Source organism: Myroides sp. LoEW2-1, from assembly GCF_009767705.1.
In the GTDB taxonomy this organism is placed as follows: domain Bacteria; phylum Bacteroidota; class Bacteroidia; order Flavobacteriales; family Flavobacteriaceae; genus Flavobacterium; species Flavobacterium album_A.
Genome location: NZ_WSPP01000108.1, coordinates 24,010 through 37,464, shown reverse-complemented (window position 1 = coordinate 37,464; position 13,455 = coordinate 24,010). Strand labels below are relative to the sequence as shown.

At 35.2% G+C, this 13,455-nt stretch carries 9 protein-coding genes and 1 riboswitch; of the genes, 2 read left to right on the top strand and 7 right to left on the bottom strand.

All coding sequences use genetic code 11. The features are described from left to right. Positions 1 to 188: 188 nt before the first annotated feature. The 3 genes from rmuC to rpmH form a co-directional block, all read right to left on the bottom strand. Positions 189 to 1,523: a DNA recombination protein RmuC gene (gene rmuC, locus GOQ24_RS07475; protein WP_160339404.1), complete on the bottom strand. Its 1,335-nt coding sequence runs from the start codon at positions 1,521 to 1,523 to the stop codon at positions 189 to 191. 137 nt (positions 1,524 to 1,660) lie between these two features. Beyond that, positions 1,661 to 4,513: a carbamoyl-phosphate synthase large subunit gene (gene carB / locus GOQ24_RS07470; protein ID WP_160339403.1), complete on the bottom strand. Its 2,853-nt coding sequence runs from the start codon at positions 4,511 to 4,513 to the stop codon at positions 1,661 to 1,663. Between the two features lie 161 nt (positions 4,514 to 4,674). After that, positions 4,675 to 4,836, bottom strand: coding sequence for a 50S ribosomal protein L34 (rpmH, locus tag GOQ24_RS07465; RefSeq protein ID WP_006256972.1), 162 nt, complete (start codon positions 4,834 to 4,836; stop codon positions 4,675 to 4,677). Between the two features lie 244 nt (positions 4,837 to 5,080). Here rpmH and GOQ24_RS07460 point away from each other — a divergent pair, with 244 nt between their 5' ends. Beyond that, entirely contained in the window at positions 5,081 to 7,132 is a 2,052-nt protein-coding gene (locus GOQ24_RS07460; protein WP_160339402.1) for an LTA synthase family protein, read from the top strand. A gap of 154 nt (positions 7,133 to 7,286) precedes the next feature. After that, positions 7,287 to 7,479, top strand: a riboswitch (cobalamin riboswitch). A 183-nt stretch (positions 7,480 to 7,662) separates the two neighbouring features. After that, the gene (locus GOQ24_RS07455) at positions 7,663 to 8,061 is read left to right on the top strand and encodes an acyl-CoA thioesterase (RefSeq protein ID WP_160339401.1); all 399 of its coding nucleotides are present in this window, start codon (positions 7,663 to 7,665) and stop codon (positions 8,059 to 8,061) included. Positions 8,062 to 9,152: 1,091 nt separating this feature from the next. On the opposite strand, the gene leuB is transcribed toward GOQ24_RS07455, so the two are convergent. From leuB to GOQ24_RS07435, 4 genes are read right to left on the bottom strand one after another with little or no spacing between them, the layout of a single operon-like run. Continuing rightward, entirely contained in the window at positions 9,153 to 10,271 is a 1,119-nt protein-coding gene (leuB, locus tag GOQ24_RS07450; RefSeq protein ID WP_160339400.1) for a 3-isopropylmalate dehydrogenase, read from the bottom strand. 2 nt (positions 10,272 to 10,273) lie between these two features. Beyond that, entirely contained in the window at positions 10,274 to 10,861 is a 588-nt protein-coding gene (leuD, locus tag GOQ24_RS07445; RefSeq protein WP_160339399.1) for a 3-isopropylmalate dehydratase small subunit, read from the bottom strand. Continuing rightward, entirely contained in the window at positions 10,845 to 12,248 is a 1,404-nt protein-coding gene (leuC, locus tag GOQ24_RS07440; RefSeq protein WP_160339398.1) for a 3-isopropylmalate dehydratase large subunit, read from the bottom strand. The genes leuD and leuC overlap by 17 nt, the downstream gene beginning before the upstream one ends. A gap of 10 nt (positions 12,249 to 12,258) precedes the next feature. After that, positions 12,259 to 13,437 (bottom strand): 2-isopropylmalate synthase, encoded by a 1,179-nt coding sequence (locus tag GOQ24_RS07435; protein ID WP_155091720.1) that lies wholly within the window; start codon positions 13,435 to 13,437, stop codon positions 12,259 to 12,261. Positions 13,438 to 13,455: the final 18 nt, after the last annotated feature.

Genomic DNA, 13,455 nt, shown 5'->3' with positions numbered 1-13,455 from the left:
AGTTTTGTTGCGTAATGTGTAAGGATATAAGGTTTATTATAATGTCATTGATCTAAATCATTATTGTTGATTTATGATCATATAGTCATTTAACTTTTAAGAGAAATGTTGGCTTAGTATCTCACAGGAATAGTAGAGGCAAATAAAAAAGGTATAAGATTACTTATACCTTTGAGTTGTGAATTGTGTTATTCTATGTCGTCAGAATAGTCTATTCGATTTGTAAAAGAAGGATCAAGACTCTTTTTAGCTTTAGCGCCCATCTCTTTGAGTTTTTGTACAGAAGTGATAAGGTTTCCTTTTCCTTGGCTAAGTTTGTTGAAGGCGCTGTCATATTCGTTCTTCGTTTCATCTAATTTCTTTCCTATTTTACTTAAGTCATTGGTAAGACCAACAAACTTGTCATATAATAACCCTGCCTGTCTTGCTATTTCATACGCATTTTCTTGTTGCTTTCTCTGGGTCCACATTGATTCAATGGTGCGTAGTGTTGCCAATAGCGTAGAAGGTGTAACAATGACAATATTCTTCTCAAAAGCTTTTGTGTATAGTGTATTATCTGCATTAATGGCGATAGAAAATGCTGTTTCTATTGGAATAAAAAGCAATACAAAATCAGGACTTGTGCCTTTATAAAGCTCAAAGTAATTCTTTTCTGATAAGCCATCTATATGTCTTTTTATAGAGTAGAGGTGTTCGTGTAGATATTTTTTTTGTTGATCTTCATCTACTGCATTTATATATTGTTCGTAGGCAATAAGTGATACTTTTGAATCGATAACCATATGACGTTGATCAGGTAAGTGAATAACTACGTCTGGTTGCAGTCTATTGCCATTTTCGGAAGTAAAACTTTGCTGTGTTTCGTATTCTCTTCCCTTTTCTAAGCCCGATTTTTCTAATACACTTTCCAAAATCATTTCACCCCAATTCCCCTGCATTTTATTATCGCCTTTTAAAGCTTTGGTTAGGTTAATGGTTTCCTCACTCATCTTTTGATTCATTTGTTGTAAACCAAAGATTTGTTGGCGCAATGCAGCGTGGTGGTCTATGCTTTCTTTATGGGTTTGCTCTACCTTTTGTTCAAAGTGCATAATCTTTTCTTGTAGAGGGGAGAGCAGTGATTCTAAATTTACTTTATTCTGTTTGGTGAATTTCTCGCTTTTGTCTTCTAAAATTTTATTAGCTAAATTTTCAAACTCATTAGAGAACTTTTCTTGTAGTGCAATAGTTTCTTTTTGTTGTACTTCTAATCGCTCTTTTAGATTGTTGTATTCTGTATCTCGAATAGATATACGGGCAATTAGTTCTTGATTGTCCAATCGAAATAGGTCTGCTTGTTCTTCGACCTGTTTTTTTTCTTGTTGTAATTGGGTAATAAGTTTACTTTGAAACTCATTTTCGGCCTTTAATTTTATAGTTTCTTCACTGGTTCCTTGGTGATCTCTTTTCGATGATCTACCGATAAAAAAAGCAAGAACGATTAGTATGGCTAATAATGCAACAAGAATTTCATGTGACATAAGAGGATGGTTTATTGATAAAGGTCAAAAATAACAATTATATCTTGGGTTGTAGGAAAAAGTATTGCTAAGCTTTATCGCAAAAAAAAGAGGTATATTTTACATATACCTCTTTTTGAATATTTAAGTCTTAAAGATTATCTACTTAAGTACATTTTTCTACGAGAATAGATTTCATAGAACTGATCATCTCTTAAGTTCTCAATAAATAAGATACTCTCTCCTGTTGATTTCATTTCAGGGCCTAAAGCTTTATTTACGTTTTTGAACTTATTAAATGAAAAGACTGGTGTTTTGATAGCATATCCTTTCAACTGTGGATTAAAGTCGAAATCTGTTACCTTGTTGTGTCCTAACATTACTTTTGTAGCGTAGTTTACATAAGGTTCTCCATACGCTTTTGCGATGAATGGTACTGTTCTCGATGCTCTTGGGTTTGCTTCGATGATGTATACAATATCATCTTTAATTGCAAACTGAATATTGATTAAACCAACTGTTTTAAGAGCAACTGCTATCTTGCGCGTGTGGTCTTTTATTTGGTTTAATACAAACTCTCCTAAGTTGAATGGAGGTAACATAGCATGGCTATCACCCGAGTGTACTCCACATGGTTCGATGTGTTCCATGATACCAATGATGTGTACATTCTCGCCATCACATATTGCATCCGCTTCAGCTTCAATAGCTCCAGCTAAATAATGGTCAAGTAATAAAGAGTTACCAGGAATAGAGTTTAGTAATTCGATTACGTGCTCTTCTAACTCTTTTTTGTTGATTACAATTTTCATTCCTTGACCTCCAAGTACATAAGATGGACGTACAAGTAGTGGGAAGTCTAATTGATCTGCAAGTTTTAATGCTTGTTCAGCTGTTTTGGCCACCCCGAATTGAGGGAATGGGATATCTAGTTGCTCTAATAATTCAGAGAAACGACCTCTGTCTTCAGCTAAGTCTAATGCGTCAAAGCTTGTCCCTAAGATCTTAATACCATTCTTTTCGAGTTTTTCAGCTAGTTTCAGCGCTGTTTGACCCCCTAACTGTACGATTACCCCTTCTGGTTTTTCGTGTTGGATGATGTCATAGATATGTTCCCAGAATACTGGTTCGAAGTATAATTTGTTCGCTGTATCAAAGTCAGTAGATACTGTCTCTGGGTTACAGTTAATCATAATTGTTTCGTATCCACATTCTTCAGCAGCTAATACACCGTGTACACATGAGTAATCAAATTCAATACCTTGACCGATACGGTTAGGTCCTGAACCTAATACCACTACCTTTTTCTTATCTGAAACAACACTTTCGTTAGAAACATAACACGTGCCGTCAGGTCTTTCGATTTCAGCCTCGAAAGTAGAGTAGTAGTAAGGAGTTTTAGCAGGGAACTCAGCCGCACAAGTATCTACAAGTTTAAACACACGTTGAATATTCATTTCATCACGTAATGTGTGAACTTTACTTTCAACAGTATTTAGCATGTGAGCAATTTGTCTATCAGCGAACCCTTTTTGTTTAGCCTCAAGTAATAAATCTTTCGGCAATGTTTCTAATGTATATTTAGAAATCTCTTTTTCTAACATGTATAGTTCTTCGTATTGTTTTAAGAACCACATGTCTATTTTTGTGATTTCGTGAATTCTACTTAATGGAATACCGTGTTGGATGGCATCATAGATTACGAAAACTCTATCCCAACTTGCGTGAGTAAGTTTATCGATAATTTGATCATAGTTTGTGTATCCTTTACCGTCTGCTCCTAAACCATTTCGTTTAATTTCTAATGATTGAGTTGCTTTGTGTAAAGCTTCTTGGAACGAACGTCCGATACCCATAACCTCACCTACAGATTTCATTTGAAGACCTAATGTTCTATCAGCACCTTCAAATTTGTCAAAGTTCCAACGAGGTATTTTAACGATTACATAGTCTAAAGTCGGCTCGAACAAAGCTGAAGTAGATTTAGTAATCTGATTTTGTAATTCATCAAGTGTATATCCTAAGGCAAGCTTAGTTGCAATCTTAGCGATAGGGTAACCAGTCGCTTTAGAAGCTAATGCAGAAGAACGAGATACACGTGGGTTAATCTCAATAGCTACGATATCTTCTTTTTCGTCTGGTGATACAGCGAACTGTACGTTACATCCTCCTGCGAAGTTACCGATACTACGCATCATCTTGATTGATAGGTCACGCATTCTTTGGAATGTTCTATCTGATAATGTCATAGCAGGTGCTACAGTGATACTATCTCCAGTGTGGATACCCATAGGGTCCATATTCTCAATAGTACAGATGATTACTACGTTATCATTTTTGTCGCGTAATAATTCTAATTCGTACTCTTTCCACCCAAGTAAAGCTTTGTCAATTAAAACTTCGTGGATAGGTGAGGCTTCTAGTCCATAGGTTAATAAATCGTCGAAGTCTTCTTCTTTGTGAACGAAAGCAGCTCCAGTACCTCCTAAGGTAAAAGAAGGACGAATAACTAATGGGAAACCAAATTTTTGAGCGATCTCTTTTCCTTCTAAGAAAGAAGTAGCTGTACTTGCAGGAGCTGCAGGAACGTCTATCTTCTCTAAAAGTTGTTTGAATTGCTCGCGATCTTCAGTGATGTTAATTGCATTAATGTCCACTCCAATCAAACGTACTCCGAAGTCAGCCCAAATTCCTTTATCGTCACATTCAAGACAAAGGTTTAATGCTGTCTGTCCTCCCATAGTTGGTAATACAGCATCAATTTCTGGGTGTGCAACAAGAATTTCGATAATCGATCTTGTTGTTAATGGCTTTAAGTAAATATGATCTGCCATAGAAGGGTCAGTCATAATTGTAGCAGGGTTAGAGTTAACCAAGATAACTTTAATTCCCTCTTCTTTTAATGATCTCGCTGACTGTGAACCTGAGTAATCAAATTCACAAGCTTGTCCGATAATAATTGGTCCTGAACCAATGATTAGTACCGTTTTGATAGAAGTGTCTTTAGGCATTTTTGTGTTGTTTTTCTACTTTATAAATTAAACAAATTAAATATAAAGTAAGTTTAGTGTTGTAGTGTGTGTGATGTGATATTGTGCGTTGCGTTAAGACAGAGTATAAAAAAAGGCGTTACGAACAATAGTAACACCTTTATTTATGCTTTCTTAAAACATTATTTTTTATGTCTTGTTTCACAAGAAACAGTTAATTTATGTCTTCCTTTAGCTCTTCTTGCAGCTAATACTTTTCTACCGTTAGGAGTAGACATTCTATCCATGAAACCATGTTTGTTTCTTCTTTTTCTATTTGATGGTTGAAACGTTCTCTTGCTCATTGCTTTTATCTTTAAATCTTAAATTTTAACTATTTCATGATCAGCTTTGAAAGATACGTATCTCCAAAACCGAGTGCAAATATATAAAGTCTTTTTTCTCTTACAAAACCTTTTTTAAAAATATTTTACTTTTTGTTCGTAAGCACTTCAAATATAGGAAAGAAAAGAATGTGGAAACAATATTAATTTAATGTTATCTTATTGTTACTTTTGCTTTTTGAAAAAAAGTAAAACAATTTTTGTAATGAATTTAGATTTGTTCCGTCGTTTAAGTCTAAACGGACTAAAGTATTTTTTATACTTTTTATTTGTTTTTTTCCTCGGTAGATTGAGTTTTTTAATCACCTTCGGGAATTTCACTGATTTGTCTTCATATAAGGTAGGAGTAATAGAGGCTTTTATTGTCGGAGCTCGCTTTGACGTTTCAGCGATCTGTTATGGATTTTTACCAGTTGTTTTATTATGGCTTATATCTTTATTTTTACCCAAGCGCTTTAATATAGGATATAGTCGCTTTTACGGTAGCTTTATCAAGTACTACTTAATCTTTGTATTAGTAGTGTTTTTATCACTTATTATTATAGACTATTTTTTCTATCAGTTTTTCCAATCTCATATCAATCTCTTGTTCTTCGGTATTTTTGAAGATGATACTACAGCTGTATTGAATTCAGTATGGACGGATTATCCTATCTTCAAAATATTAATTACTTATGTGATTGCAATTGTAGGGTTGTTATTTGTTTCGAAAAGAGTAAAGAAATCATTGGCACGTCCTATAATACAACAGAGTAAAGCTTTATCACTTGTTTTACTATTGTTATTTCCTTTAGTTTTTGTTGGGATGCGTGGAAGTGTAGGAGTGTTTACGCTTCGCAGAGAGCACACTAATATTACAGCTAATGAGTTTGTTAATTCACTGTGTTATAATGCGCTTTATAGTTTAAAGTTTGCCAACTCAGAACGCAAGGAAAATAGGATAAACCCCGATATTGAAAGTGAATTAAAAGCTAATGGTTACGAAAGTTTGCTTGGTGTTTTACAGCACTATAAAGGAGAGCAGCTTGATTTGTTTGACAATAATTTAGAGCGAAAGACTGCCTATAGTGAATTCTTAGAGCAAAATCCTCCTAATGTTATATTCTTACAGATGGAGAGTATGAGTAATCATTACTTTGACATGAATTCAAAAGAATTTAATCTTATCGGAGATCTGGCAGGTCAATTAGATGACCTATACTATTTTAAGAATAGCTTATCAGCTTATAATGGTACGATACAGACTTTAGAGAATTTTATATTAGGTACACCAAAGACGATTATATCCCAATCTGTGTATTTTGACACTCCTTTTAGCAGTGCTATTACACTTCCCTTTAAGAGTAAGGGATACGATACGTATTTCTTGACAGGAGCGAGTATATCTTGGCGTAATATCGATAAGATGCTTCAAAAACAGTCTTTTGATTACATCGAAGGAAAGAATAATATTTTAGAATCCTATCCTGGTGCCGAAGAATTTGCTTGGGGGGTTCACGATGGTTATTTAATGGATTACATTTTAGATAAATTGAAAGTAGATGATGGAAAGCCAAAATTCATTTTTGGTTTGACAATCAGTAATCATACGCCTTTTGTTGTTCCTAAAAGTTACACAACGCAACCTATCGTCATGCCAGATAGTTTAAAACAAAAGATAAGAGTTGATGAGCAAACAGCTTATGCCAACTTTTACTCTCATCAATATGGTGCTGCAATGCTTGCTAAGTTGATTGAAGAAGTTAGGAACTCTCCATTAGGTGAGAATACCATAATAGCAGCTTCTGGAGATCACAATATTCGCCAAGTTTTCGAATATTCTCCTGAAGAAGGTTTCCTCAAGCGAAGTGTGCCTATTTTGTTTTATATTCCAGAGAAGTATAAACCAAGTAATTTTGATCAAGAGAGAGTATCTTCTCATAAAGATATATTTCCTACCCTTTTTAATTTGAGTCTATCTGAAGCCATTTATACGTATACAGGGGACAATTTATTTGGCAATGAGAGCAAATATCACTTTGCTATTAATGATTACAATTTTATAGCAGATTCAATCGGAGCTGTTGCAATAGAGAATAATCAACCCTATTACTATACATGGTCAAATCCGTCACAGAAGCGAAAGTTAAAGATTGACGAGGCAAATTCTACTCATGCTAAGTATATGTTAGAAAAGATGAAATCATTTACTACGATGAAGACGATTAAGATTTATCAAGATATCAATAAGGCACAAGAACTTAAAAAACAACTTTAGCCTTGGAAAGAGACCCAACTGGGTCTCTTTTTTTTGCTGTATGGGGAAGAAGTCCTTCTGATTGGTCAGTAGGTAGGTCAGTAATTTTAAGCTATAAGATAGTTTATTCGCAAAGTTTGCTTATCTTCGCTGTCAAGATTCCAAAATAGGAATTAAAATATCAACAAAGAAAGGTTATACTTAGCTGTATACGAAAAGGGAATCGTGTGTAAATCACGAACTGTCGCGCAACTGTAAGTAACTTAAAATTCTTTACCCTTATAGTGTTCCACTGTCTATGTGTAGATGGGAAGGACGGTAAAAGAATGTTACAAGTCAGGAGACCTGCCTATCTTTAGTAGACCATGCTTTCGCGGTTTAGAGCTTATGTCAGAGTTGAATATCCTTAATGCAATCATTGTTTTTACAATGGTGTTTTTATTGTATTCACTTCTCTTTTCATTTGTTTCCTTTCCCAATTTATTATTGTTTACTAATTATAGGGTTCCTTTATTTCTCATCTGATATTTTATCAATATAAGTTTGAATTAATGGTAGTATCTGAATCAATCGAATTACAAATGCAACAAGCTGAAACACGTGTTTTTAAAGTGGTGTTTCCTGAAATAACAAATCATCATAATACGATGTTTGGGGGTAGGGTAATTTTGATGATGACAGAAACTGCTTTTATGACAGCTACGCGTTTTTGCCGCAAGAACTTTGTAATTGTCAATGCTGATAAAATTGATTTTTTAAAGCCAATACCTGCTGGTTCACTGATTGAAATGGTAGGTAATGTCGAGTCAATTGGCAATACAAGTATTCGCATTCGCGTGAATGTATTTAGAGAAAAAATGAAAGATATCGAACGCGTTGAAGTAGTTAGTGGTGTATTTACCTTAGTTGCTATCAACGATGATAATAGACCAGTTCGAATCTTAGATTAAGATATTTAAAATAATAAATTGTGTAAGCATCTTACATTTTTTAGTTTTTGGTAGAAAAATAGCTCCGTTAAGGGGCTATTTTCATTTTGTACTTTACAAGAAGTAGTTTATTTCGAATTCATATCAAAAGACCAAAACTAAGTAAAATGAACTTTTACTTTAAAAGGATAAACTCCTGATTCTTATTTCTCTTTACTTAATACGAATGAATTTGTTATTAGCATTAATAGAACCAGTAGTCTCATTAATGTTTTAATTACTAAAGAAATGAATATTTGGCTTGTCGTGTTTGTTTTAAGCTCCTAATCTGCTTTAGTAATGCTTTTTGATGTTTTTTGATGTTTTTGAATTAATGAATGCACTTAATCTTAATTCTTTCTTGTTGGTTGTAACACTGAGATGCTAATTATGAGCTCCTTTGATTCAACAAGTAGAAGTGTTTTCTTAGGACTTTCTTGCGGTTTCCTTGCGGTTTCTTGGGGGTTTTCCTCGCAAAAGGGGGCGTTTTCCGAAGAAAACCCCCAGCATACCGCAAGAATACCTAAAGGAAGTGCGATCAACTTAGTACCTAATCACTCTTGAAGTAGCGATGTTTTTTGGCTAACTACCTTAAAAATGTAGTCAATCAGTTTTCTTTTACAGTAAAGTTTTAATTGCTCGATATCACTTTAGCTGTTTATTTAGTAGTTTAATGAAGAAATTGCATACGTAGTTTGACTGATTTTTCTCGTTGTAAAATGTCTTCATATACTGACGTATTGTGAAAGCAGTTTAAAGTGAATTGTACTGAAGGAGATTGATTCGCGCAATTGTCTTTTCCTTTGAAATTGTTTTACTGTTAGGCTTTTATTTCTTCTATTTGAGTACTGTTGAAGGTGGGTATTGCGAAAGAAGGTAAGAACTGTTTTTGTACTGCGGCACTTTGTAATAGAGGGGAGAACTGTTCTTTTACATTTTCTTCAAAGACTTTTTAAGCTGATCCGACATTTCTACTATTGTAATGTATAAAAAACAACAAGTCTACCTTGATTAGAGGTAGACTTGTCCCAAAAACTAGAAGGTTAAAAATAATTTTAACAATATAAGAACTATTATATGATAGTTGACTTGCTGTGAGTCATGTTATCCTGATATCGATGACCCGTTCTAAAACGCACGTGGTTGGCAATTTTATTGCCTACATCAGTTGTACTATAAGTTGATTCTTTGACTAAGTCAGGAGTTAGCACTCCTTCGTTAATTGTGTGTAATACAGCATCTCTAATCGCTTCGGCAGCATCGTGTTCTCCTAAGTGATCTAACATCATTGCACCACTGAGAATAGATGCGATTGGATTGGCAATACCTTTGCCTTTTGCTTGTGGATATGATCCGTGAATAGGCTCAAATAGCGCTGTGTGCGTTCCTATCGATGCAGAAGGTAGTAGTCCAATAGATCCACCGATTACACTGGCTTCGTCTGAAATAATATCACCAAACATATTCTCTGTTAAGATTACGTCGAATTGTTTAGGGTTCAAAATTAGTTGCATTGCTGCATTATCTACAAACATATATTCAACCTCTACAGTTGGGTATTGAGCTGCTAAGGATTGCACTACTCTTCTCCACAATCTCGATGTTTCTAAAACATTGGCTTTATCAATTAGGGTAAGTTTTTTGTTTCTTTTATCTGCGGCTTGAAAAGCTAGGTGTGCAATGTTTTCGATTTCATCTTGTGAATAGGAGCAAAGGTCTGAAGCAGCTCGCCCATCTGCGGATATACTCTTTTGGCCAAAGTATATCCCACTAATTAATTCACGAAAAATAACTAGATCTGTATTTTGAATAATATTTTCTTTTAAAGGACTTTGGTTAATTAGCTTGTTGTAAGCTTTGACAGGTCTAATATTGGCGAATAACCCTAATTCCTTTCGTAGGGCAAGTAAACCTTGTTCCGGTCTCACTGCAGCATTGGGGTCATTGTCATATTTAGGGTCGCCAATAGCACCAAATAACACAGCATCTGTTCTTTTGCATACTGCTATAGTATGCTCAGGTAGGGGCTCATTTGCTTGGTCTATTGCCACTGCTCCAATTAAGGCATTGTGGTAATGTAGCTCAAAAACATAAGTTTGTGAGACAGCGTCTAATACTTTTATAGTTTCTTTTACTACTTCTGGGCCTATACCATCTCCAGAAAGTACTGCGATTTGGTAACTTTTTGTCATAATTAATTGTTTTGGTTGTTGTGCTCGAAAGCTTCTATTTTGCTCTTTTGACTTAGTAAATAGTCAATATCGTCGTATCCGTGTAGAAGACATATCTTCTTATAAGGATCAAGTTCAAAGTTGTGCTTTTGTTCATTTACTTCTATGGTTTGTGCCTCCACATCAATTTTAATTTTGGTCAAAGGTTCTCGTTGAACTGTTTGAAGTAAGTAGTGCAGATATTCAGAACTAACAGTGATTGGTAATAACCCATTATTTAAAGCATTCCCTTTAAAAATATCTGCAAAATAACTACTTACAACAACTTTAAAACCATAATCTGTCAATGCCCAAGCAGCGTGTTCTCTGCTGCTCCCACAACCAAAGTTGTTTCCGGCAATTAGGATTTCTCCTTTATATTTTTTGTCATTTAAGACAAAGTCCTCCTTGAGAGTATTGTCTTGATGATATCTCCAATCTTTGAATAAGTTTTCTCCAAATCCTTCTCGAGTAATACTTTTTAGAAATCGAGCAGGAATGATTTGATCTGTGTCTATATTTTCTGTCGCTAAAGGGACAGCTGTTGATTCTAATTTAATTAACGCTTGCATAATCGTAAAGTTTAGTGTACGAAATCTTTCCTTCAATAGCTACAATTGCCGCTGTCAGTGGACTTGCAAGTAAAGTGCGCGAGCCCTGTCCTTGTCTTCCTTCAAAGTTTCTATTGGAAGTAGAAACACAGTAATCTCCTGCAGGTATTTTGTCTTCATTCATAGCCAGGCATGCAGAACAACCAGGTTGCCTAATGATAAAGCCTGCTTGCTCAAATACGCTGTCTAATCCTTCCTCTTTAATTTGCTGGACTACCTGTTGGGATCCGGGAACAATCAAAGCATTTACGTCTTTGGCAATTTGTTTTCCATTGATGTAAGATGCTGCTATTCTAAAGTCTTCTATCCTCGCATTGGTGCAACTTCCTATAAAAATGTGTTTGACCGCAATACTATCTAATTTTTGCCCTTGTGATAGCCCCATATAGGTTAGTGCTCTTTCTTCAGATTTGGTTTTGATAGCTGGTATGGTTTGATCTATTGCAATTCCCATACTTGGATTTGTCCCATAAGTAATCATTGGTTGGATATCTTCTGCATTGAAGTGGTATTCTTTGTCAAATACTGCATCTTTATCACTTGGCAGAGACTTCCAATAATTAATTTTTTTAGTCCATTCTTCTGCTTTTGGTGCAAATACTTTGTCTTTTAAATAGTCAAATGTCGTTTGATCTGGTGCGATCATACCTCCGCGAGCACCCATCTCAATACTCATATTGCATATCGTCATACGTCCTTCCATACTCATTTGTTCAAATACCTCTCCAGCATATTCACAGAAATAACCTGTACCTGCGTCTGTACCTACTTGAGATATAATATAGAGAATGACATCTTTGGGTTGCACATACTGTGATAGTTTACCTGAAACTGTTATTCTCATCGACTTTGGTTTGTTCATAAGTACACATTGACTGGCAAATACCTGTGCAACTTGACTTGTTCCTATCCCAAAAGCGATAGCTCCAAAAGCGCCATGCGTAGAGGTGTGACTATCTCCACATACCATACTCATTCCCGGCTGAGTAATTCCCAATTCAGGAGCGATGATATGTACAATTCCCTGATAAGGATGTCCAAGATCATAGTAGGTAATCCCGTTCTTTTGACAATTGTGAGCTAATTGTTCAACTTGCTGTTTTGACAATTCATCTTTTATAGGCAACTCTTGATTAAGCGTAGGAACATTGTGATCTACAGTAGCCAAGATTTGTTTCGGTCTGAAAATGTCTATTCCCCTTTTTTCCAGTTCCTTAAATGCTTGAGGACTTGTTACTTCGTGTATTAAGTGTTTATCTATATATATGATTTCAGGACCGTTCTCTATTCGTTCTACTACATGAGCATCCCATACTTTGTCAAATAGTGTTTTTGCTGTTTTCCCCATTTTACTTTACTTAAGCTGTACGGTTGATCAAATGATTTTGAGAAAAAGTATGCATGATGGCAAACAAATCTTTCTCTGTTACTTCTTTTTTGACATCGGCCACTTTTAAGAAATAGTCATATAGTACGTCGAGTTCTTTTTTAGTAACGTCATAGCCTATATTCTTAAATCTATATGCCAAAGCAGAACGTCCACTTCTCGCAGTAAGAATGATAGCTGATTCATTGATACCAACATCTCTTGGGTCTATGATCTCGTAAGTATCTCGTCTTTTGATCACTCCATCTTGATGTATCCCTGAGCTATGTGCAAAGGCATTTGATCCTACTATAGCTTTGTTGGGTTGTACCAACATACCCATTGTTGTCGAAGTCAATTGACTCATTTCATTCAACATGACGCTGTTTATATCTGTGTAGAATCCCAATTTTTCATGTTGCTTTAGAATCATGACGACTTCTTCCAAAGCCGTATTACCAGCTCTTTCACCTATGCCATTAATCGTACATTCAATTTGCCTTGCTCCATTTATAATTCCTGCAATTGAATTTGCTGTAGCCATTCCTAAATCATTGTGGCAGTGACAAGAAAGGGTGACATTGTCTATGTCTTTTACGTTTTCTTTCAAATACTTTATTTTTGCGCCATAATCTGCAGGTAAGCAATATCCAGTAGTATCTGGTATATTAATTACTGTAGCACCTGCTTGAATAACTGCTTCGCATACCTTTGCCAAATAGGCATTATCTGTACGGCCTGCATCTTCGGCATAGAATTCTACATCTTCTACATATTTTTTGGCATAGTGTACTGCTTCTGCTGCTCTATTTAAAATATCTTCTTGGCTTGTATTGAACTTGTACTTAATATGTGATTCTGAAGTTCCTATTCCTGTGTGTATTCTCGGTTTTTGTGCATATTGTAAAGCTTGTGCAGCACTGTCAATGTCCTTTGTATTAGCGCGTGTTAAGGCACATACTTTTGCTTTTTTTACAATTTTAGAAATGGCTTGTACTGCATCAAAATCTCCTGGGCTTGAAATTGGAAAACCAGCTTCTATGACATCTACACCGAGTTCGTCGAGTTTTTGAGCGATATATAGTTTTTGGTTCTTATCTAATTTACAACCAGGTACTTGCTCTCCATCTCGTAGTGTAGTGTCAAAAATCTCTATTTTTTCCGTTTTCATAATGATTGGTTTTATAAA

Coding starts and splice junctions, on each gene's coding strand:
- rpmH (WP_006256972.1), bottom strand. CDS start 4,836: ATGAGCAAGAGAACGTTTCAACCATCAAATAGAAAAAGAAGAAACAAA.
- leuB (WP_160339400.1), bottom strand. CDS start 10,271: ATGACAAAAAGTTACCAAATCGCAGTACTTTCTGGAGATGGTATAGGC.
- carB (WP_160339403.1), bottom strand. CDS start 4,513: ATGCCTAAAGACACTTCTATCAAAACGGTACTAATCATTGGTTCAGGA.
- GOQ24_RS07455 (WP_160339401.1), top strand. CDS start 7,663: ATGGTAGTATCTGAATCAATCGAATTACAAATGCAACAAGCTGAAACA.
- leuC (WP_160339398.1), bottom strand. CDS start 12,248: ATGGGGAAAACAGCAAAAACACTATTTGACAAAGTATGGGATGCTCAT.
- GOQ24_RS07435 (WP_155091720.1), bottom strand. CDS start 13,437: ATGAAAACGGAAAAAATAGAGATTTTTGACACTACACTACGAGATGGA.
- rmuC (WP_160339404.1), bottom strand. CDS start 1,523: ATGTCACATGAAATTCTTGTTGCATTATTAGCCATACTAATCGTTCTT.
- leuD (WP_160339399.1), bottom strand. CDS start 10,861: ATGCAAGCGTTAATTAAATTAGAATCAACAGCTGTCCCTTTAGCGACA.
- GOQ24_RS07460 (WP_160339402.1), top strand. CDS start 5,081: ATGAATTTAGATTTGTTCCGTCGTTTAAGTCTAAACGGACTAAAGTAT.